This is a genomic window from Bradyrhizobium sp. CCGUVB23 (genome assembly GCF_024199885.1).
Classification (GTDB): domain Bacteria; phylum Pseudomonadota; class Alphaproteobacteria; order Rhizobiales; family Xanthobacteraceae; genus Bradyrhizobium.
This window is the reverse complement of record NZ_JANADQ010000001.1, coordinates 20,191-41,563: the sequence shown is the minus strand read 5'-3', so window position 1 is coordinate 41,563 and position 21,373 is coordinate 20,191. Positions and strand designations below refer to the sequence as shown.

At 64.0% G+C, this 21,373-nt stretch carries 14 protein-coding genes and 1 pseudogene; 10 read left to right on the top strand and 5 right to left on the bottom strand.

Annotated elements, in window-relative coordinates; translation table 11 throughout:
• Positions 1-89 precede the first annotated feature (89 nt).
• On the bottom strand, positions 90-1,487 hold the full coding sequence (locus NLN62_RS00185) for a UdgX family uracil-DNA binding protein (RefSeq protein WP_254106948.1): 1,398 nt from the start codon (positions 1,485-1,487) through the stop codon (positions 90-92).
• A 167-nt stretch (positions 1,488-1,654) separates the two neighbouring features.
• On the opposite strand from NLN62_RS00185, the gene NLN62_RS00180 reads away from it, so the two are divergent.
• From NLN62_RS00180 to NLN62_RS00170, 3 genes are read left to right on the top strand one after another with little or no spacing between them, the layout of a single operon-like run.
• On the top strand, positions 1,655-2,446 hold the full coding sequence (locus NLN62_RS00180) for an ImuA family protein (protein ID WP_254106947.1): 792 nt from the start codon (positions 1,655-1,657) through the stop codon (positions 2,444-2,446).
• Positions 2,337-3,989: a DNA polymerase Y family protein gene (locus tag NLN62_RS00175; protein WP_254106946.1), complete on the top strand. Its 1,653-nt coding sequence runs from the start codon at positions 2,337-2,339 to the stop codon at positions 3,987-3,989. The genes NLN62_RS00180 and NLN62_RS00175 overlap by 110 nt, the downstream gene beginning before the upstream one ends.
• Positions 3,986-7,492, top strand: coding sequence for an error-prone DNA polymerase (locus NLN62_RS00170; protein WP_254106945.1), 3,507 nt, complete (start codon positions 3,986-3,988; stop codon positions 7,490-7,492). The genes NLN62_RS00175 and NLN62_RS00170 overlap by 4 nt, the downstream gene beginning before the upstream one ends.
• A gap of 82 nt (positions 7,493-7,574) precedes the next feature.
• Here NLN62_RS00170 and NLN62_RS00165 read toward each other — a convergent pair whose 3' ends face one another.
• On the bottom strand, positions 7,575-8,345 hold the full coding sequence (locus NLN62_RS00165) for an SDR family NAD(P)-dependent oxidoreductase (RefSeq protein WP_254106944.1): 771 nt from the start codon (positions 8,343-8,345) through the stop codon (positions 7,575-7,577).
• 165 nt (positions 8,346-8,510) lie between these two features.
• The gene (locus NLN62_RS00160) at positions 8,511-8,798 is read right to left on the bottom strand and encodes a hypothetical protein (RefSeq protein WP_027528174.1); all 288 of its coding nucleotides are present in this window, start codon (positions 8,796-8,798) and stop codon (positions 8,511-8,513) included.
• A 56-nt stretch (positions 8,799-8,854) separates the two neighbouring features.
• On the opposite strand from NLN62_RS00160, the gene NLN62_RS00155 reads away from it, so the two are divergent.
• From NLN62_RS00155 to NLN62_RS00135, 5 genes are all read left to right on the top strand, one after another.
• Complete coding sequence (locus tag NLN62_RS00155) at positions 8,855-10,255, top strand: CoA transferase (RefSeq protein WP_254106943.1); 1,401 nt, start codon at positions 8,855-8,857, stop codon at positions 10,253-10,255.
• 155 nt (positions 10,256-10,410) lie between these two features.
• Positions 10,411-11,652, top strand: a complete 1,242-nt coding sequence (locus NLN62_RS00150) for an efflux RND transporter periplasmic adaptor subunit (protein WP_254106942.1) — start codon at positions 10,411-10,413, stop codon at positions 11,650-11,652.
• A 57-nt stretch (positions 11,653-11,709) separates the two neighbouring features.
• Positions 11,710-14,826, top strand: coding sequence for an efflux RND transporter permease subunit (locus tag NLN62_RS00145; protein WP_027528171.1), 3,117 nt, complete (start codon positions 11,710-11,712; stop codon positions 14,824-14,826).
• A 113-nt stretch (positions 14,827-14,939) separates the two neighbouring features.
• On the top strand, positions 14,940-16,352 hold the full coding sequence (locus NLN62_RS00140) for a hypothetical protein (protein WP_254106941.1): 1,413 nt from the start codon (positions 14,940-14,942) through the stop codon (positions 16,350-16,352).
• Positions 16,353-16,368: 16 nt separating this feature from the next.
• Positions 16,369-17,253: a methylenetetrahydrofolate reductase gene (locus NLN62_RS00135; protein WP_254106940.1), complete on the top strand. Its 885-nt coding sequence runs from the start codon at positions 16,369-16,371 to the stop codon at positions 17,251-17,253.
• Here NLN62_RS00135 and NLN62_RS00130 read toward each other — a convergent pair.
• Both NLN62_RS00130 and NLN62_RS00125 read right to left on the bottom strand, forming a co-directional pair.
• A pseudogene (locus NLN62_RS00130) lies at positions 17,241-18,196 on the bottom strand (amidohydrolase family protein). The gene NLN62_RS00135 and the pseudogene NLN62_RS00130 overlap by 13 nt on opposite strands.
• A 51-nt stretch (positions 18,197-18,247) precedes the next feature.
• Positions 18,248-18,805: a hypothetical protein gene (locus NLN62_RS00125; protein ID WP_254106939.1), complete on the bottom strand. Its 558-nt coding sequence runs from the start codon at positions 18,803-18,805 to the stop codon at positions 18,248-18,250.
• Positions 18,806-18,898: 93 nt separating this feature from the next.
• Between NLN62_RS00125 and NLN62_RS00120 the strand changes: the two genes are divergently transcribed.
• Both NLN62_RS00120 and NLN62_RS00115 read left to right on the top strand, forming a co-directional pair.
• Positions 18,899-20,497 carry an FAD-binding oxidoreductase gene (locus tag NLN62_RS00120; protein ID WP_027528167.1) on the top strand — a complete coding sequence of 533 codons (1,599 nt, stop codon included), beginning with the start codon at positions 18,899-18,901 and terminating at the stop codon, positions 20,495-20,497.
• 95 nt (positions 20,498-20,592) lie between these two features.
• Positions 20,593-21,372 (top strand): hypothetical protein, encoded by a 780-nt coding sequence (locus NLN62_RS00115; RefSeq protein ID WP_027528166.1) that lies wholly within the window; start codon positions 20,593-20,595, stop codon positions 21,370-21,372.
• Position 21,373: the final 1 nt, after the last annotated feature.

Here is a 21,373-nt window from a genome sequence, read left to right as displayed (position 1 = left end):
GTGCCCCGACTTTGCGCGCGGCATGTGACAGGCAGTTGAAATGACGACGTTTCTCCACGGGTATCCGCTGCGGCGCAGCGTGAGTTACATCACGCTGCCCGTGCTGATTTTTCCCGGAATCCGGCTGCGATCTTCAGGTCGTCGACAAAACGCTGATATTCCAGCTCCTTGGCCTTGGGGTCCGGCAGCCGCAGCAGATAGGACGGGTGCACCGTCACCAGCGCCTTGCGGCCGTCGGCAAGATCGATCAGCCGGCCTCGGTTCTTGCCGATCGGCGTGATCTTGCCGAACACGCTTTGCGCGGCGGTCGCGCCCATCGCGACGACGAGGCTGGGCTGGAGGGCCGACAGTTCCCGTTCATACCATTGCCGGCAGGCGCGGATCTCCGGCGTGTTCGGCTTCTGGTGCAGGCGGATTTTTCCGCGCGGTACAAACTTGAAATGCTTCACCGCGTTGGTGACATAGACCTTCTTGCGATCGACGCCGGCCTCTTCCAGCGCGCGATCGAGCATCATTCCAGCGGGCCCGACAAAGGGGTAGCCAGCGAGGTCTTCCTTGTCGCCGGGCTGTTCGCCGACCAGCATGATGGTGGCGCTCTTCGGGCCTTCACCGAACACGGTCTGCGTCGCATCCTTGTAGAGAGGGCAGGCGCGACAATGCGCGGCTTCCTCGCGCAGCGTTTCGAGATCATCGGCGGCGGGTTTGCGTGGCATGGCTGCCTCCGGACGCGGCGTGCTCCGTCCGCCGGTCCAGCGTTCGGCATCGGCGAGCAGAGGTTCAAGTATCGAGGCTTCCGGGAGGTTCCTCGCGCGCTTTTTTGGCGCTTCCGGTGCGATCGGCCGGTCGGTGCGGAAGTGGCGCCGCCAGGTTTCCTCCAGGCGGCTTGGTGCGGGCATCTCCGTCTGGCTGATCCCCGGGGTGAACGAGATCACGTGGCCGTCCCAATGGGCGCAGATGTCGGGCGTGAGGATCGACCAGGGCATGTCCGCATAGCGGCGCGCGAAGAAGGGCGCCGCGAATTCGACGATGTGATGCTCCGGCACGAACCAGGCGGCGTAATGCGCCTTCTGCTCGCGTCCGATCTCGCGAAAACGGATGACATCGCGCATCCGCTGCACGTCGCGATGCACGCTGTTTGCCATCGCGGTGGCCAGCGCCACATCAGGGTCAGTCATCCGTCCCAAGAGGTCATGATCGGCCTTCAACCGCCACAGCAGGCGATAGAGCAGCGCAAAGCGTTCGCTGTCGCGATTGAGGATCGCGACGCGCGCAAGCTCGATGAAATTGGCCGGCACGTTGAAGGTGCTTTCGATCTCGATCGGCGGCAGGCTCGGCGCTTCGGACAGGCCGGGCGGCATTTGATCTTTGATCTGGCCTTGCACGCCCCACGTCACGTCCACGGGGGCGATGTGATGCAGTGCCAGCGCGCGTGCGGCTTTGCGCCAGCCGTCGAAATCCGTCTCATGATCGAGAGTGGTGAGGTACATGGCACTTGAATCCTCTTGATTTCGCTCATGAATCCGAGAGCCCGCCAATTCGATTGACTCCGGCGGCGCTGTTAGCTTTATATTAGAACATATCATGAACAAATGAGCCAGCCGATCGTTTGTCTTTCTGACGATCCTGGCGACCATCACGAGAAGGAGCGGCGAGCATGAGCGCACGCACAAGCGCGCTTGCGGCTTTGCGCGGCCAGATCGAGCGCATCGAGACGTCGGATGCCGCGCATCATCGCGATCGCGTGGCGCTCGGCCACCCCCAGGCAGATCTGGCCTTGCAGGGTGGGCTGGCACGTGCGGCGATCCACGAAGTGTTTTGCGAGGGACGCCAGGGCACGGCCGCGACGGGTTTTGTCACCGGACTTGCGGGGCGCGTGATGGCGCATCGCCCGCTGCTGTGGGTGCGGCAGGATTTTTCGGAAATCGAGGCAGGCGCACTGTCGATGAGCGGGCTTGCCGAACTCGGCCTCGATCCGCGCCGCGTGGTGATGGTGCGCGCTGCCGATATCGAGAGCGCGCTGCGGACGTCAGCCGATGCGCTTGCCTGCGATGCGCTGGGCGCCGTCGTGCTCGAGCTCTGGGGCGAGACGAAACAGTTCGATCTCGTGGCGAGCCGCAAGCTGACGCTTGCAGCCCAGGCTTCCGGCGTGACCGGGCTGCTGCTGCGGATGGCAGCAAACCCTCTGCCGTCGACCGCGGAAACCAGATGGATGTTGCGGGCGGCGCATTCACCGCCGGGACCTCAGTGGAGCGCCTGGGGCGCGCCTTGCTTCGATGCCGAGCTCGTTCGCAATCGTCATGGCCCAGTCGGCCGGTGGATCATGGAATGGAAAAGTGATGAGTGCCTGTTCAGTGAATCGTCGGCGTATCCTCAGCCTGTGGCTGCCGCGCCTGCCCATCGATCGCATCAAGCGGGTGCTTTCGCTCATCAGCGAAAGGCCGGATAAGGCGTTTTCAAGCGAAGTGGACACCGGTTCGCGTGAAGAAAACGCGTTAAAACGAAAAGATGGGCCGAGCATCGTCGTTGCGAAGGAAAACAACGCGCTTTCGATCTACGCGCTCGATGAAGCGGCTGGACACTTCGGCCTGCATATCGGCCAGCCGCTGGCGAACGCCCGCGCCATCTGTCCGGAATTAAAGGTGTTCGACGCCGATGTCGCGGCGGATGCCAGGACGCTCGAGGATATCGCCGACTGGTGCGACCGCTTCACGCCGCTGGTGGCGCTCGATCCCCCGCATGGCCTCTTCCTCGACATCACCGGCTGCGCGCATCTGTTCGGCGGCGAGGCCAACCTGTTGCAGGCGCTCGTCCGTACACTGGTGCGGCAGGGTTTTGCGGTCAGCGCGGCGATCGCTTCGACCTCGATCTGTGCGCGCACGCTGACGCGGCAGGCACCTAGCACCATCGTCGCCGATGGCGCGGAGGCGGAAGCGATCAGTGCCTTGCCGGTCTCCGCGCTCGGCGCGGATGACGCCATCACCACGGGTCTGCGCCGCGCCGGCCTGAAGACCATCGGCGATGTCGCTTCGCGCAGCCCCCATGAGATCACGGCGCGCTTCGGTGCGCGCTTCTCGACGCTGCTCGCGCATGCGCTGGGGCAGGGCGATGCGCCGATCAGCCCGCGAAAGCCGCTGCCTGACTACATCGTGGAAAAACGCTTCGCCGAGCCGATCGCGACCGACACCATGATCGCGATGACGCTGTCGCGGCTCGCGGATACGCTGATCGCCTCAATGGAGAAGCAAGGCAAGGGCGCGCGGCGGCTGGAGGCGTCCTTCTTCCGCACCGACGGCATGGTGCGCGCGATCATGGTCGAGACAGGGCGGCCGGTGACGCGAAGCGCAGTCGTCGACCGTCTCTTTCGCGAACGGCTAGATGCGCTCGCCGATCCCCTCGATCCCGGTTTCGGCTTCGACATGGTCCGTCTCTCGGCGAGCCGCACCGAGATTGTGGTGCAGGAGCAGCGCGATCTCGATGCGCACGTCCATGACAATGACGAACTCGCCGCGCTGATCGACCGCATCGCCGCGAGGATCGGCGGAAAGCGCGTCGTCGTACACTTGCCGCAGGATACGCATATTCCCGAGTGCGCGGTGCTCGCCGCGCCTGCGCAGCATCATCTCGCCGCTGCCGCGCAGACTGAATGGCCATCGCGCGTTGAGAGCGAGCCGCCGCTACGCCCGTTGCGGCTGTTCGATAAGCCGGAACCGATCAAGGTGCCGTTCGCGACCGTGCCGGACGGAGCGCCACATCAATTCACCTGGCGGCGCGCGCTGCATGCGGTGGTGCGGGTGGAAGGGCCCGAGCGCATCGCGATGGAATGGTGGCGGCAGGACGGCAAGCAGCTCACGCGGGACTACTTTCGTGTCGAGGATGCCGAAGGCCTGCGGTTCTGGATCTTTCGCGATGGTCTCTACGACAGCGAGCTCGTGGACGAGGAGGGCAGGTCCGTTCCCGCCAACTGGTTTGTGCACGGTCTCTTCGCATGAATACGCCAGCCTATGCCGAGATCGGCATCACCACCAACTTCTCCTTCCTGCACGGCGGGTCGGATCCGCGCGCCTATGTGCATCAGGCCAGCATTTTGGGCATTCCCGCGATCGGGATTGCCGATCACAATACGCTCGCCGGCGTCGTCCGCGCCTACAAAGAGCTCGACAATACGGAAGTGCTGCACAAGCCAAAACTCCTGATCGGCGCGCGCATCGTCTTCATCGATGATACGCCCGACATCCTGGTCTATCCGCGCGATCGCGCGGCCTATGGTCGGCTCTGCCAGCTTCTCACCAGGGGCAAGCGTGGCGATGACATCACGCGGATCGAGAAAGGCGAGTGCCATCTCACCTTCGCCGATCTCCTGGAGTTTGCCGAAGGCCAGCTTTTGGTCCTGACGCTGCCGCATCGCTTTGACGCGGGGCAAGCGTTAAATGTTCTGGGAAAACTGAAGACAAGCCGCGCCGAGGGCGTGTGGCTGGCGGCGAGCCTGCTCCATCGCGGCGACGACCGGCGTCGCCTCGCGCGGCTCGATGCTCTCGCAGTGAAGGCAAAAGTGCCGCTGCTCGCGACCAACGAGGTGCTCTATCACCATCCCGCGCGCCGCCCCTTGCAGGACGTGCTGACCTGCATCCGGGAAAAGACCACGATCGAGGCGATCGGGAGGAAGCTTGAGGCCAATGCCGAACGGTTTTTGAAAACACCCCGAGAAATGGCGCGGCTGTTCCGCGATTTCCCTGCGGCGATCGCAGAAACCATGCGCTTTGCAGGCGCCATCGACTTCTCGCTCGACCAGCTCAAATACCAATATCCGGACGAGCCGGTGCCGCCGGGCAAGACCGCGCAAGGGCATCTGGAGGACCTGACCTGGGCCGGCGTGCAGACTTATTTCGGCGGCAAGATCGACGACAAGCTCCGCGCCACTCTGCACAAGGAGCTCGCGCTGATAGCCGAGCTGAAATACGCGCATTATTTTCTCACCGTGCATGACATTGTCCACTATGCGCGCAGCCAGAACATTTTGTGCCAGGGCCGCGGCTCGGCGGCGAATTCGGCCGTGTGTTACGTGCTCGGCATCACCTCGGTCGATCCGACCAAGGTCGATCTGTTGTTCGAGCGCTTCATCTCCAAGGAACGGCTGGAGCCGCCTGATATCGACGTCGATTTCGAACATTCGCGGCGCGAGGAGGTGATGCAATATGTCTATCGCCGCTACGGCCGCCATCGCGCCGCGATCATCGCGACCGTCATCCACTACCGTCCACGCAGCGCCATCCGCGATGTCGGCAAGGCGCTGGGCCTGACGGAGGACGTCACGGCGGCGCTCGCCGACACGGTATGGGGGAGCTGGGGCAAGGGCCTCAACGACATGCAGGTCAAGCAGGCCGGGCTTGATCCCAACAATCCCATGATCAGCCTCGCGGTCGAGCTTGCGACCGAGTTGATCGAATTCCCGCGCCATCTCTCGCAGCATGTCGGCGGCTATGTGCTCACGCAAGACCGGCTCGACACCTATGTGCCGATCGGCAATGCCGCGATGGACGACCGCACCTTCATCGAATGGGACAAGGACGACGTCGACGCGCTCAACATGATGAAGGTCGACGTGCTGGCGCTGGGCATGCTGACCTGCATCCGCAAGAGTTTTGACTTGATCGACCAGCACAAAGGTCAGCGGTGGGTTTTGGCGAGCGTCCCGCAGGACGATCCCAAGGTTTACGACATGCTGTGCCTCGGAGAATCGCTCGGCGTATTCCAGGTCGAGAGTCGCGCGCAGATGAATATGCTGCCGCGCCTGAAGCCGCGGACCTTCTACGATCTCGTCATCGAGGTCGCGATCGTGCGCCCGGGGCCGATCCAGGGCGACATGGTGCATCCTTACCTGCGGCGGCGGAACGGCCAGGAAAAAGTGAGCTATCCATCTCCGTCACCGGAGCATGGCGACAAGGATGAGCTCTACAAGGTGCTGCACAAGACGATGGGCGTGCCCCTGTTCCAGGAGCAGGCGATGCGGATCGCGATCGAGGCGGCAAAATTCACCTCCGAGGAAGCCAACGGCCTGCGCCGCTCGATGGCAACCTTCCGCAATGTCGGCACCATCGGCAAGTACGAGGACAAGCTGATCGGCAACATGGTCGCGCGCGGCTACGACCCCGACTTCGCCCGGAGCTGTTTCGACCAGATCAAGGGCTTTGGCTCCTACGGCTTTCCGGAGAGCCATGCCGCGAGCTTCGCCCAGCTCGTCTACATCTCGTCCTGGCTGAAGCATTATCACCCCGACGCGTTCTGCTGCGCGCTGTTGAACTCGCAGCCGATGGGCTTTTATGCCCCGGCACAGATCGTCGGCGACGCCCGCAAGAACGGCGTCGAGGTGCGCGAGATCGACGTGTCCTTTAGCTTCGCGCAGAACACGCTGGAGAACACCGACGGCAAATATTGCGCCGTGCGCTTGGGCTTCCGCCAGATCGACGGCTTCCATTGGCTTGATGAGGATGAGGAGAGGCTGAAACACTCTCAGCTGTCATTCCACATTGCGCAAGTGCGCAATGGGGGCGCGCCCACAACACCGTCATTCCGGGATGGTGCGTTAGCACCAGACCCGGAATCTCGAGATTCCGGGTTCACGCTGCGCGCGCCCCGGAATGACAATGTGGAAACGGCTCGGAATAATACGGAGAAAACCCAGGACTGGGCCGACCGCATCGTCGCTGCGCGCAACCGCCGGCTCTTCACCTCGCTCGAAGACTTCGCCCGCGACACCGGTCTGCCCAAGCGCGCGCTGATCCTGCTGGCGGATGCCGACGCCTTCCGCTCGCTCGGGCTCGACCGCCGCGAGGCGCTGTGGCAGGTGCGGCGCCTGCCCGATGACGTGCCGCTGCCGCTGTTCGAGGCGGCCACCGCGCGCGAGCAGCCGGACGAGCACGCAAAACCGCTGCCGGTGATGCCGCGTCCGGAGCAGGTCGTCGCCGACTACCAGACCATCCGCCTGTCGCTGAAGGGCCACCCGATGGAGTTCCTGCGCGAGATGTTCACGCGCGAGCGCGTCATCGCCTGCAAGGACGTCAGTCATGAGAACGAGCGGCGCCGCGTTCGCTGTGCCGGCGTGGTGCTGGTCCGGCAGCGGCCGGGCAGCGCCAGCGGCGTCGTGTTCATGACGCTGGAGGACGAAACCGGCATCGCCAATGTCGTGGTGTGGCCCAAGATCATGGAGCAATACCGCAAGGAGGTGATGGGCGCGCGCCTCATCCTGGTCGAGGGCTATATCCAGAGCAGCCCCGAAAAGGTGACGCATCTCATCGCCCAGCGCATGGTCGACCGCTCGCACAATCTGGTCGGGCTGGCCAATGATGCGTTAAGCCGCAAGCAGCCGGTGCCAGCGGGCGCCGCCCTGATCGAGCCCCTCAACGACGACCGCCGCGACCACCTTGATGCGCCCGCGCAGAAAATCCGCCACCCCCGCGATGTCCGCATCCTGCCGCCGTCGCGGGATTTTCATTGAGGTTCATCCGCTCTCTCCCCAACGTCGTCCTGGCTTTCGCCAGGATGACATCGAATGCGTGTGAGCGCTCTCGCGCCAGCCCCTAGAAATTCACCCGATTCGAGATTCCGCCATCGACGACGAGATTGGAGCCGGTTGTGAACGACGACACCGGGCTTGCCAAAAACACCGCGGCGTTCGCGATTTCCTGCGGCGTGGCCATGCGCCCCGTCGGATTGCGGGCGAGGGCGTCCTCGTAGCGCTTGGGCATATTCTGCTCGACCATGTTCCAGACGCCGCCCTTGAAATAGACGGTGCCGGGCGACACCACGTTGACGCGGATCTTCTTCTTCGCGTGTTGCCGCGCCAGCCCCTTGGCCATGTGGATCAGCGCCGCCTTGATCGGGCCGTAGGAGCCGGCCGCATCGGCTTGCGCTGCTGAAATCGACGAGATGATGACAAAGGCTGCATCGCCAGCCTTCTCGCCGCTCGCCTCGAGGAACGGCCGCGCCGCTTCGAATGCATACACCGCGCCGACCACATCGAGCCGGAAATTCTGCTCCCATGAGGCGACGTCGTTGCCTTGCGCCATGGCCCCGGCGTTTGAGAACATCATGTCGATGCCGCCGAGCTCCCCGGCGACGCCGTCGATCCAGGATTTCAGGGCCGCGCCATCGGTCACATCGACCGCGCTACCTGTCGCGCGCACGCCGGTCGCTTTCAATTCGGTCACGGTGGCTGCGACCTGCTCGGCGTTGCGGGCGCACACCGCGACGTTGGCGCCTTCACCGGCCAGCGTCGCGGCAATCGCCCGCCCGATGCCGCGCGTGCCACCCAGCACGACGGCGCTTTTCCCTTTGAGACCGAGATCCATTGTTGGCTCCTTTTTGTTGGTCGCGTGGAATGTAGCTGCTTCATCTCGCGAGTTGTAGAGTGGGCAAAGGCGCGCTTGCGCCGTGCCCACCATCTTCAATCCGCACGAAAGCGGTGGGCACGCTTCGCTTTGCCCACCCTACGATTTCCGAATGGGTTTCGACCGTCACTCCGGCGCCGCGCCCACGGGCGGGCCGCCGGGCGGGCGATGCAGAAAGGTGAGCGACGCGAAGGCGCCGACCCAGGAGCCGATCGCGGCGAAGACGACGTAGGTGGCGTTCTCGGTGTAGCTGATCACGGCGTAGGAGGAGAGCAGGTACCAGATCGCGCTCCAGGTCGCCGCCGGCACGCGCTTGCGCGCGACCACGGCGGAGGTGAACATGACGTAGACCGCATCGGTGGCGGCGGTGGCGAGCAACACGGCACCCGCGGTGAGGGGATCGATGGCAGCCATTGCAGTCCTTTCCGTGCTAATGCGATGTTGCCGAAATTATCGGGAGAGCAATGGCCATGCAAAGCCCCGCCGACATCCTGAAGGACATCTGGACCTCCGCCGGCGGCGAGGCCGCTGTGGTCGAGCGCGTGCGGCTGAGCGGCGAGGAGCCGCAAATCCCGTCCTCATTCCGGGTCGCCGCTGCGGCGCAGGCGAGCATTGCTGCGGCGGGACTCGCTGCCGCTGAGATATGGAAGTTGCGCGCGGGCGAAGCGCAGGATGTCATTGTGGACATGCGCCATGCCGTCGTCGAATGCCGCTCCGAACGTTACTTGCGTGTCGACGACAAGCCGCCGCCACCGGCATGGGACGCGATCGCAGGAATCTACAAGGCCGGTGACGGCCGCTTTGTCCGCTGCCACACCAATTTCCCGCACCATCGCGACGCCGTCTGCAAGGTGCTCGGTTGCGAGGCTGAGCGCGAAAAGGTGCAGGCCGCGCTGATGCAATGGAAAGGTGAGGACTTCGAAACCGCGGTTTATGCGGCGGGCGGCGTCGTTGCCTTGATGCGCTCTTATGACGAATGGATGGCGCTGCCGCAGGCGCGCGCGCTGGCCGAGCTGCCGCTCGTCTCGATCGAGAAGATCGGCGAGGCATCGCCGAAGCCTTGGCCCAAAGGCGATCGTCCGCTCGCTGGACTGCGCGTGCTCGATCTGTCCCGAGTCATCGCGGGCCCCGTTGCGGGCCGTACGCTTGCCGTCCATGGCGCGGATGTGCTGCTGGTGTCTGGCCCCGAGCTTCCCGCCATTCCCTGGCTCACCATCGACACCGGGCGCGGCAAGCTCACGACCTTCATCGAGCTCAAGAGCGATGCGGGGCGCAAGCAGCTGCGCGCGCTGCTCGCGGAGGCCGACATCTTTTCGCAGGGCTATCGTCCACGATCACTCGCCACCCTCGGCTTCGCGCCGGAAGATGCGGCAAAGATCAATCCCGGCATCGTCTATGTCACGCTGTCGGCCTACGGCCATGCCGGTCCCTGGGCGGAGCGGCGCGGCTTCGACTCGCTGGTGCAGACCGCAACCGGCTTCAACCACGCAGAGGGGCAGGCCGCGGAGGTCGAAGGACCGAAGGAATTGCCCGCGCAGATGCTCGACCACGCCACCGGCTATCTGATGGCCTTCGGCGCGATGATGGCGAAGGCACGTCAGGCCCGCGAGGGCGGTAGCTGGCACGTGCGCGTGTCGCTGGCGCAAACCGGGCGCTGGTTGTGGAATCTCGGCCGACTCGCGGACGGCCTGAAGACCCCGGATCTTACGGGGCCGGCCATACATCCTGCGTTCATCAAGACCATGCCATCCGGTTTCGGAACGTTGAAAGCGGTCAGCCATTCGGCGATGCTGTCGAAAACCCCGGCCGATTGGCTGCGCCCGGCAATGCCGCTCGGCAGCCACCCGCCGGAATGGCCGAGCCTTAGCTGACACGAAGCTGACATAGAACTGACGTGGCAAAATTTTAACGCAAACCGAAAGGCGACCGGCGTTTTTTAGGTTGTCTGAAATCGCAAATCGGCACTATTAGCGCGACCGATGAGGCAGGTATCTTGCTGAAATCATCGCGAGAATGACCGGGGCCCATGTTAGTCAAAAATACCAAGCAATTGCAGGTATTTACAAAGCAACGGCTGATCGCGTCCGTAGTTTTACTGATGCTCGCCGCTGGCGGCGCCGCTTACCTCTACGCGGGGGGCAAGGAAAAGAACCACTCGGAAGTCTCCAGCCAGTCGCGCAAGAACGCGCAGAACTTCACGCCGACGCCGTCCGAATGGGCAACGCTGTCGATCGAGCCGGTGAAGCAGAAGGCCTTCCGCGCCGAATATGTCACCGAGGGCAAGGTCGCGGTCGACGAGGACCGTTCGACGCCGGTGTTCTCGCCCTATGCCGGGCGGGTCACCAAGCTGCTCGTGAAGCCCGGCGAGAGCGTCAAGCAGGGCCAGCCGCTATTCCTGATCGAGGCCGCCGACACCGTGCAGGCCCAGAACGATTTCATCACGGCGATCACCTCGCAGAACAAGGCAAAATCGGCGCTCGAGCTCGCCGACATCCAGTTCAAGCGCGCCAAGGATCTCTATGAAGGCCACGCCGTTCCGCTGAAGGATTATCAGCAGGCGGAAGCGACGCAGGTGCAGGCGCAGAACGACATGCGCTCGTCGGTGACGGCGCTGGAAGCCGCGCGCAACAAGCTGCGCATCCTCGGCTTCACCGACGAATCGATCAAGGCGTTTCAGGACAAGGGCAGCATCAATCCGGAGATCACGATCTACGCACCGATCTCGGGCACGGTCGTGCAGCGCAAGATCGGCCCCGGGCAGTATGTCAGCGCCGGCGCCAGCGATCCGGTGTTCGTGATCGGCGATCTCTCGACCGTGTGGCTCACGGCGTTCGTGCGCGAGAGCGATGCGGCCGCCGTCTGTGTCGGGCAGGACATTACCGTGAATGTGATGGCACTGCCGGGCCGTCCCTTCACCGCCAAGATCAATTACGTCGCCGCCGCGATCGATCCCAACACCCGCCGTCTTCTGGTCCGCGCCACCATCGACAACAAGGAAAATCTGCTGAAGCCGGAGATGTTCGCCAACGTGACGATCTATTCGGCCGGCGATCGCGCGGCGCCTGCGGTGCCGAAGCAGGCCCTGATTTATGAGGGCGACCAGGTCCGCATCTGGGTCGCGCGCGAGGACAAGTCGGTCGAGCTGCGCCAGATCAAGATCGGACTCGTCAACGGCGATCTCGTCGAAGTCACAAGCAATCTGAAACCGGGCGAACAGATTGTAACCAAGGGCAGCCTGTTCATCGATCGCGCGGCCTCTGGCAGCTAGCGCATGATCATGCGCCATCAAAACTGCCGTTAGCGCACAGCGAAAAACTGACCTGTAATGGATCGCCTCGTCGCCCTTGCCGTCAATCGCCGCTACCTGATGGTCGGCCTGTTCGTCGCCGTGCTGATCGGCGGCCTGATCGCGTTCAACCAGCTCAATATCGAGGCCTATCCCGACCCGACGCCGCCGATGGTCGACATCGTGACGCAGAGTCCGGGCCTGTCGGCGGAGGAGATCGAGCGCTACATCACGATCCCGATCGAGACCCAGGTTGCAGGCCTGAAGAATCTGACGACCATCCGCACCATCTCGCTCTACGGCCTGTCCGACGTCAAACTCCAGTTCTCCTTTGCCTACACCTATGACGAGGCGCTCCAGCAGGTCTTGAACCGCCTGGCGCAGCTCGCGCCGCTCCCCGGCAACGTGCAGCCGCAGATTTCGCCGCTCAGCCCGATCGGCGAAATCTTCCGCTATCGCCTGGTCGGCCCGCCGAACTACAGCGTGCTCGATCTGAAGACGATCCAGGACTGGATCCTCCAGCGCCGCTTCCGCGCCGTGCCCGGCGTGATCGACGTCACCGGGTGGGGTGGCAAGACCAAGACCTACGAGCTCCAGGTCGACTTCAACAAGCTGATGGCCAACGGCCTGACGTTGCCGCAGCTGCTCCAGGCGGTGAGCAATTCCAACGTCAATGTCGGCGGCAACACCGTCAATATCGGCTCGCAATCCGCCGTGGTGCGCGGCGTCGGCCTGATCCGCTCGATCGACGACCTCGCCAACACCATGGTGGCGCAGACTGGCGGCAACCCGGTGCTGGTCAAGGACGTCGCGACCGTCACGGTCGGCGAGAAGCCGCGGCTCGGCATCGCCGGCCTCGACGACAGCGACGACATCGTGCAGGGCATCGTGCTGATGCGCCGCGGCGAGCAGAGCACGCCAACCATCAAGCGCGTCGAGCAGCTCGTCGCGCAGATCAACAACTCGACCATCCTGCCGCCCGGCGTGCGCATCGAGCGCATCTACGACCGCAAGGACCTGATCGACCTCACCACCCACACCGTGCTGCACAACATGGTGGTCGGCATTTTGCTGATCGTGCTGTTGCAGTGGATCTTCCTGGGGGATCTGCGCAGCGCGCTGATCGTCGGCGCCACGATTCCGTTCGCGCTGTTCTTTGCCGTGATCATCCTGGTGCTGCGCGGGGAGTCCGCCAACCTGCTGTCGGTCGGCGCCATCGATTTCGGCCTGATCGTGGACGCAACCGTCATCATGGTGGAGGCCATCTTCCGCCGCCTGACGCAGACCACGCCGCTTTCCGAGCTTGAGCATGCCTCGCCGGAGACGCTGTTCGGCATGAAGAGCCATGCCATTCTGTCGGCCGCGGCCGACGTGTCGCGCTCGATCTTCTTTGCCGCGGCCATCATCATCGCGGCGTTCCTGCCGCTGTTCACGCTCTCCGGCGTCGAGGGCAACATTTTCGGCCCGATGGCGCGCACCTATGCCTATGCGCTCGCCGGCGGCCTGCTTGCGACCTTCACGGTAACGCCGGCGCTGTCGGCGATCATCCTGCCTGCGCATGTCGAGGAGACCGAGACCAGGATCATGCTGTTCCTGCACCGGATCTACACGCCGGTGCTGCATTGGGCGGTCAGCAACCGCAACATCGTGCTGGGTGCCGCCATCGGCCTCGTCGTCATGACGCTGGCGCTCGGCCGCCTGCTCGGCCTCGAATTCCTGCCGAAGCTCGAGGAAGGCAACCTCTGGATCCGCGCCACGCTGCCGCCGACCATCTCGCTCCAGGAGGGCAACACCTACGTCAACGAGATGCGCAAGCTGATCCGCGCCCGGCCGGAGGTCGAGTCCGTCGTGTCGCAGCACGGCCGTCCCGACGACGGCACGGATGCCGCCGGCTTCTTCAACGCCGAGTTCTTCGCGCCGCTCAAGCCGGCAAGCGAATGGCCCGGCACCCATGACAAGGAAGTGCTGACCGCGGAGTTGCTCAAGCAACTCGACGACCACTTCCCCGGCGTCGAGTTCAACTTCTCGCAATATCTGCAGGACAACGTGTCGGAAGCCGTCTCCGGCGTGAAGGGCGAGAACTCGATCAAGCTATTCGGTAGCGACCTGAAGGCGCTGACCGACACTGCCAACAAGATCAAATCGGTGCTGTCGACGGTGCAGGGCGTGACCGACCTTGCGGTGTTCACCTCGCTCGGACAGCCGACGATCCAGATCGATATCGATCGCGCCAAGGCCGCGCGCTATGGCCTGGCGCCCGGCGACATCAACGCGACCATCAAGGTCGCGATCGGCGGCGACACTGCGGGCGATCTCTACGAGCCGGGCTCGGACCGCCATTTCCCGATCATCGTTCGCCTGGCGCCGGAATACCGCAAGAGCGCCGAGGCGATCCAGAATCTGCGCATCGGCGCGCCCGGGCCGAACGGCACCGTCACGCAGATTCCCTTGAGCGAGGTTGCCACGATCAGCCTCGTCTCGGGCGCGGCCTATATCTACCGCGAGCAGCAGGAGCGCTATTTGCCGATCAAGTTCTCGGTGCGCGAGCGCGACCTCGGCAGCGCGATCCGCGAGGCGCAGCAGAAGATCGCCGAGCAGGTCCAACTGCCGCCGGGATCGCACATGGAATGGGTCGGCGAGTACGGCAACCTCCAGGACGCTATTCGGCGGCTGTCGATCGTGGTGCCGATCTCGCTGGCGCTGATCGGCATCCTGCTTTGGTTCAATTTCGGCTCGATGACCGACACGCTGCTCGCCATGAGCGTGATCCCGATGGCGATCTTCGGCGGCGTGCTGGGTCTGCTGATTACCGGCACGGCGTTCAGCGTCTCCGCGGCGATCGGCTTCATCGCGCTGTTCGGCATCGCCGTGATGGATGGCATCATCATCATCTCGCAGTTCAACCAGCTCATTGAGGAAGGCCTTGACCGCATGACAGCGGTGGTGCGCACCGGTGAGTTGCAGCTCCGCCCGGTGCTGATGACCTGCGTGGTCGCCGGCGTCGGGCTGCTGCCGGCCGCGCTGTCCGAAGGCATCGGCTCGCAGGTGCAAAAGCCGCTCGCGGTCGTCGTCGTCACCGGCATGATGCTGGCGCCGATCGTCATCCTGGTGACGCTGCCGGTCCTGATCTCCTTCTTCTCGCGCCGCGCCCGCTAGTTTAATCCCCCTGTGGGCACACGCCCACAATTCCTGCCCACTCGGTTTGTGGTTGACGAACTCCCCCAGCGTTCCTTGATTAGAGGCAAGGGAAACCGCGGGAGAGACCAGCCATGCGGATGGAGGAACAGGCGGGCAGGGGGGCCGCCACGGCGGAGCAGATCCTGGGCGAGATCCGGGACTATTGCCGTGCGACCCGAACGGCGGAATCGACCTTCGGCCGGCTCGTCGTCAATGACGGCAAGCTGGTATCCCGCCTGCGCGACGGCGCCAGGATCACGACAGGCACGCTCGACAAGGTGCGCGCCTATCTCAGCGAGCACCGGCCGGAGCCATCAGGCAGCTCCGCGACCGTCGCGCTGAAGGCGGCCAATGGCGTGGCGCCCGTGGTCGAGGCCGCGCCGCCCGGCTTCCGCTTCTTCGACAACCGGCAGAAATATCTCCTGTTCGTCTCGACCTGCAGCGAGAAGACCGAGGTCGCCAACCGCATCTCGCTGGAGATCTCCAATCTCCAGCCGTCGCCGCCGGCGCTCAGGCTGTTCGACGCCGGCTCCGGTGACGGCACCGTGCTGTCGCGGGTGATGCGTGCGCTGCATGCGCGCTTCCCCGCAATGCCTCTTTATGTCGTGGCCAAGGAGATCTCCTACGAAGACGTCCGCATGATGCTGGAGAAGATGGCCGACCGCCTGTTCGAGCATCCTGCAACCGTGCTGGTCGTGACCAACCTCTATTACGGCGAAGCGCCCTGGCTGACGCCGCGCTCGGCGACCGCGGCGCAAGGCCTCCTGTGGAAGGACGTCGCGCTCGCGGGCAACACCGCGCATGGCTTTGCCGAGCAGATCGGCGAGCTCGAGCCGTTCCTCGCCGAGAACTGGCGCGCCGGCATCAGCCAGAAGACCGGCAATCCCGTCTATATGCGGCCGGTGATCCTGACGCTCAGGCGCGAAGACCATTCCTTCCTGCTCGATCCGATCATGCCGCGGCCCGGCCGCGTGATGGCCGACTACGATCTCGTTATCGCCTCACAGCCCTACCGGGCGCGCGCCAGCGTCGAATTCAAGGCCTCGAAGGTGGTGACGCCGCTGGTGCGGTCCTTGCGTCCCGGCGGTCGTCTGATCGGCATCCATTCCCATGGCCGCGATCCCGGCATGGAGATCATCGACCAGGTCTGGCCCGGCGATGATCCCTTTGGCACCGACCGTTATGCGATCCTGCGCGAGGTCAAGCGCGAGCTCGGCTCGGCGGCGCGGCACTACAATTTCAATGCGTCGTCGGATGCGCGCGCGATCTTCCGCTACCGCATGCACACGCTGCCCGATGAAGTCTCCGGCCCGATCGGCACCTCGACACTGTTCGCGGCCTGGAACGCTGCGATCTATGTCGCGCAGATCGAGGACGACAGGCTGTCCGAGGTCGTGCGTGACGGCCGCTATCTCGAGGCGACCGATCGCGTGGTGAGAAAACACGGCGGGCTCTGGTTCAACGACGAGACCTATGTGATCTCGCGTCGCCGGGCGCCGGCGTAAACGATCGGAGCGCGCGATGACGATGACGCTCGAACAGTCTCTCTCCGGCGATCTCGCTGCACTTCTGCCGAAGGCGTCGGTGGAAATCTCCTCGCGCGGGCATCAGCTCGACGAGCTGCACGAGCATTTTTCGCCCGACATCGATGTCAGCATCACCTTCCTGCCGGGCGACCACTACCAGCACAATGTCGAGACTGCCGCCGCGCTGCGCCGCGCCGGCTTCAACCCCGTCCCGCACATCGCGGCGCGCGAGATCACCTCGCGCGAAGCGCTGGACGATTTCTTCCGCCGGCTACGCGGCGAGGCCGACGTCCACCGCATCCTCCTGATTGCCGGCGACCTCGCCATCGCCAAAGGGCCGTTCAAGTCGAGCCGCGATGTCGCCGCAAGCGGCCTGATCGAGGCGCACGGCTTCTCGCGCGTCAGCGTCGCCGGCCATCCTGAGGGACATCCCTATCTCGATACGGCGCAGACGATGAAGTCGCTCGCCGCATCGCGCGACTGGGGCAGGGAGCGGCAAGTTGCCGTCGACATCGTCACGCAGTTCTGCTTCGAGGTCGCGCCGATCCTTAACTGGCTCGGCGAGCTTCGCATCGCAGCCATCGATCTTCCCGTGGTGATCGGCCTCGCGGGTCCTGCGAGTCCGGCCACGCTGATGAAATTCGCACTCCGCTGCGGCGTCGGCAATTCGATCCGCGCCGTGCGCAATAAGATCGGCCGCTATGGCCGGCTGCTCACCGAGACGGGGCCAGACGAGGTGGTGCGCGGGCTCGAGGCCGCACCGAAGTCCGCGACCTCGCAGATCATCGGCTTCCATTTGTTCCCGTTCGGTGGTCTCCGCAAATCCGCGCGCTGGCTGAACGAGCACGCCAGCGTGCCAGGCGCCCTTCAAAATCGGTAAAGCCGCGCTGGATTGTCGACCAGAATCTTCTTGCGGATGTCTGCATCCGGCGCCCACACCGGGAGCTGGTTGAGCAGGCGGCCGTCGTCGATTTGGTAGAGCGGGGCGATGTCCGTGGCCTTTCGTCCTTCGACATGGCTGGAGTCCGGATGCGGCCAGTCCGTACCCCAGACGATGCGGTCGGGGTTCGCCGTGATCAGCGCGCGGGCGAACGGCACCATGTCCTGGTAGTCGGGCGCGAGCTTTGACGAGCGATAGGCGCCCGAGATCTTCACATAGGCCTTGCCCGATTTTACGAGCTCGAGGAGGTCGGAAAATCCGGGCTGGTCCATCCCTAGCGATGCCACCAGGCCGCCGAAATGATCGAACACCGCCGGCACCGGCGCGGCCGTCACGAGGTCCTTGATCGCGGAGATCATCGGCAGCGTGGTGTAGAGCTGCACATGCCAGCCGCGCGACTTCATGCGTTCTACGGCTGCCGTGAAGCGTGCGCGCCCGACATTGGGATCGCTGATGCCGCCGGTTGCCAGATTAATGCGGATGCCGCGGAAGCCGTCCTCTCCCATCGCATCGAGCTGGGCCTCCGTCGTCTTGTCGTCGATCACGGCCACCCCGCGTGCGGTCGCGCCGCGGGCCTTCATGCCGAACAGGGTGGACGAATTGTCGGTTCCGTAGACGCTCGGCGTCACGATCACCACGCGCTCGATATGCAGCGCCTTGTGCAGCGCCACCATCTCCTCTGGTGACGCCGGCTCCGGCGTATAGACGCGGCCGGCGAAGAAGGGGAATTTCTCGGGATCGCCGTGGATGTGGGTGTGGCAGTCGCAGGCATGGGCCGGGACGTCGAAATTGACTGATGTCGACGGCTGCGACGCCCGGGCATGGGCTTTGCTGGTCATTCGGCAGCCAGGGAGGCGAGCAGAACGCTGCGTCGGGTGAGCATGGTTGTCTCCTTGCTTCGTTGTTCCGAGAACGTATCGGCGACGATATCACATCAGCCCGGCAGTCGCCGCACGTCGCTGCATAGCTGTTCGACAAGTTCTGCAAGGGGCCTCGCGCCGTCGACGCGCACGACCGGGCAGGGCAAGCCTGCGAGCCACGCCTCATGCTTTGCGAGATTGCGGCCTTCGCGGTCGCCGGCCTCGTAGTGCGAGGCCCATTCGATGAAGGCTTCGGTTTCCTCATGGCGCCAGCCATCGGGCGCGACTGCGGCTGCACCGAAATGCGTGGCCTCGCGGGCGCGCAGCCGTGTCAGCCGCAACTCGCGCGGCGTGACCACGAAGACGACGAGATCGAAATGCGCGACGAACTCGTCGCCCCAGCCGGTGACCGATCCGCTCAGCACCCAATCGAGGCGTGGCAGGAACATCTCGCGCATCAGACGCAGGCGCTCAGGGATGGGGCGAAGGGTCTGGTAGGGCGGCGCGGTCGGCAGCCAGAAATAATCGTCGCTGTCGTGATGCGGCAGTGCAAGCCGGTCCGCAAGCGCCCGGCCGAGCGTCGTCACGCCGGAGCCCGACGCTCCCGTCAGATGAATGCGGCAGCTTTTCATGATCGCTTCCCGAGAATGACTTGAACCCAACGGCTGGCGGTTTGACTAATGATCCGCGCTCCCGGATCATCTCCCTCCCACCGGAATCACTTTATGCAAAAATCTTTTGGCAAGTTCAAAGCAGGCGTCTCGGCCGCTGCCGTCCTCGTCGCGCTGTTTGGTGTTTATGGCTTCCGCAAGCTTCAGGCGCTGGCGGCCGATCCGACCGGTCCGAAGGACTGCCGTGCTGCGGATGACATCGGCGAGCAGGGCAAGGTCGAGCTGGAGAAGGTGAGGGCGATCGCGCCGCTTCAAGGCGTGAAGTGGTCCCAGCTCGGCGGCAGCATCAATGATGCGAGCTGCCTCAACCGCACCGAGATTTTTGGCGTGGTCGAGGTGCATAGCGTCGATGATATCGCCAAGACGCTGGCATTCGCCCGCGCCAACAAGCTCCCGGTGACGACGGCTGGCGTGCGCCATTCGATGGGCGGCCAGGCGTTCCGCAAGGGCGGCATCGTGCTGGACATGCGCGGCTTCAACCGCATCACGCTCAACGAGGCGGCGCACAGCGTCACCGTGCAGCCGGGCGCGACCTGGCACGACATTCAGATCGCGCTGCATCCGCGCTTTGCTGTGCGCGCGATGCAATCGACCGACATCTTCAGCGTCGGCGGCTCGATCTCGGTCAATGCCCACGGCATGGACCACCAGGCCGGCGCGCTGGCCCGCTCGATCAAGGCGATGAAGGTGATGCTGGCCGACGGCTCGATCAAAAACGCCTCGCCGACGGAGAACCAGGAGCTGTTTAACCTCGTGGTGGGCGGCTACGGCCTGTTCGGCGTCATTGTCGAGGCCGAGCTCGATATCGCCGACAATGCGGTCTACCAGACCGGACGGCGCGTGCTGGACTACAAGGCGTTTCCGGCGCTGTTCGCAGGCGAGATCGAGAAGGACACCAACATCGGCCTGATGTACGGCCATCTCTCGACCGCGCCGAGCAGCTTTCTGCAAGAGATGCTGCTCTACACCTACACCAAGGTCGACGGCAGCGATTTCGCGATCGAGGAGCTCGGGGAGGTCAGCAGCACGAAGCTCCGGCGGCTCACCATCAACCTGTCCAAGCAGGGGCCATTCTTCCAGGAGCTGAAGTGGCTGTCCGAGAAGCAAATCGAGCACCGGATGGAGACCTGCACGGTCACCCGCGCCAAAGCGATCGCCTCGGGCGAAGCCTGCCTCGTCAGCCGCAACAATCCCATGCACGACTCCGTGCCGTACTTGCGCAACGCCTTGCAGGACGAGACTGACATTCTCCACGAATACTTCATCCCGCGCAAAAACTTCGTCGCGTTCGTCGACGGCATGCGCAAGATCATGCTCGACAACAAGACCAACCTGCTGAACGCGTCGGTCCGCGTCGTGCACAAGGAGGAGAATTTCCTCACATACTCTCCGGAGCCGGCGTTCTCGCTGGTGCTCTACATCAACCAGCCGACGGATGATGAGGGCAACCTCCGCATGAAGAAGGTGACGGAAGAGCTGATCGATCTCACCATCGCCAATCAGGGACGCTTCTTCCTGCCGTACCAGCTCTATTATTCGCGCGATCAGCTCAAGAAGTCCTATCCGCAAATCGACGACTTCTTCGCGGCCAAGCGCAAGTACGACCCGGCCGGTCTCTTCACCAACACGATGTATCAGAAATACGCCTCCTAAGCCGCCGCCACCGCCTCGGCGGATTGTGAGCGCCCCTTATTTGCGAGCACAGCGCATGACCAGATTTGATACTGCTCTTTTGGGCCGTGCCGGCAATGGCGCTGGACGCAGAGGACGCGCGAATATCTGACGATATCGCGCTGACGAAGGCCACCATTTCGTTGCTGGCAGGGAAGGATCTTGCGGCGTTCCGAGAGCGCCTCGATCCACGTATCGGTCAAGCCCCCGACGACAAGCTGCGTCAGATGTCAGACCTGATCGGCGCGAGCGAACCGACCTCGATCGAGACGATCTCGGCGACCGGAACCCACTTCGTTCAAAGCGGCGACGGCAACAGCAACAGCCGGATCATCTTGGAATACACGTTGACCGGCAAATGGGTGATCGTGGACGCAACGATCAAGACGCAAGGCACCTCAAAGCGGTTCACTGGCCTCTTCATCACCTCCAATACCTTGCCCCTGAGGGAGCTGAACGCGTTTCATTTCTTCGGCAAGGGGCCGGTGCAGTACCTGTTTCTTGCTGGTTGGATATCCGTGATCGGACTCACCGCCTGGGCGATCGCCATCGCCTTCAGGCGGCATACCGGCTGGCGCAGGTGGGCGCTCATCGTCGCGATGCCGTTGGGGCTCACGCCGACTCTCGCGGTGAATTGGAACACGGCGTACATCTGGGTGATGGAGGCCGCCAGCAACTCGGCTGGCGAGGTCATTCCAATATTTGCTGTTCGCTATCCGATGGCCCTGTTCAGCCAAAACGAGCTTCGCGTTCCATACCTTTACGTGTCGGCCCCACTCATCGCCTTCGCCTACTTGATCTGGCGCTGGGTGCAGAGGCGACGGCCGCTGGCATTGCCTGCGAACGAGGCAAGTTGAC

Bases quoted from the DNA above. Each gene is read 5' to 3' on its own strand.
- NLN62_RS00185 (WP_254106948.1), bottom strand. From the start codon at position 1,487: ATGTACCTCACCACTCTCGATCATGAGACGGATTTCGACGGCTGGCGC.
- NLN62_RS00180 (WP_254106947.1), top strand. From the start codon at position 1,655: ATGAGCGCACGCACAAGCGCGCTTGCGGCTTTGCGCGGCCAGATCGAG.
- NLN62_RS00175 (WP_254106946.1), top strand. From the start codon at position 2,337: ATGAGTGCCTGTTCAGTGAATCGTCGGCGTATCCTCAGCCTGTGGCTG.
- NLN62_RS00170 (WP_254106945.1), top strand. From the start codon at position 3,986: ATGAATACGCCAGCCTATGCCGAGATCGGCATCACCACCAACTTCTCC.
- NLN62_RS00165 (WP_254106944.1), bottom strand. From the start codon at position 8,345: ATGGATCTCGGTCTCAAAGGGAAAAGCGCCGTCGTGCTGGGTGGCACG.
- NLN62_RS00160 (WP_027528174.1), bottom strand. From the start codon at position 8,798: ATGGCTGCCATCGATCCCCTCACCGCGGGTGCCGTGTTGCTCGCCACC.
- NLN62_RS00155 (WP_254106943.1), top strand. From the start codon at position 8,855: ATGCAAAGCCCCGCCGACATCCTGAAGGACATCTGGACCTCCGCCGGC.
- NLN62_RS00150 (WP_254106942.1), top strand. From the start codon at position 10,411: ATGTTAGTCAAAAATACCAAGCAATTGCAGGTATTTACAAAGCAACGG.
- NLN62_RS00145 (WP_027528171.1), top strand. From the start codon at position 11,710: ATGGATCGCCTCGTCGCCCTTGCCGTCAATCGCCGCTACCTGATGGTC.
- NLN62_RS00140 (WP_254106941.1), top strand. From the start codon at position 14,940: ATGCGGATGGAGGAACAGGCGGGCAGGGGGGCCGCCACGGCGGAGCAG.
- NLN62_RS00135 (WP_254106940.1), top strand. From the start codon at position 16,369: ATGACGATGACGCTCGAACAGTCTCTCTCCGGCGATCTCGCTGCACTT.
- NLN62_RS00125 (WP_254106939.1), bottom strand. From the start codon at position 18,805: ATGAAAAGCTGCCGCATTCATCTGACGGGAGCGTCGGGCTCCGGCGTG.
- NLN62_RS00120 (WP_027528167.1), top strand. From the start codon at position 18,899: ATGCAAAAATCTTTTGGCAAGTTCAAAGCAGGCGTCTCGGCCGCTGCC.
- NLN62_RS00115 (WP_027528166.1), top strand. From the start codon at position 20,593: ATGGCGCTGGACGCAGAGGACGCGCGAATATCTGACGATATCGCGCTG.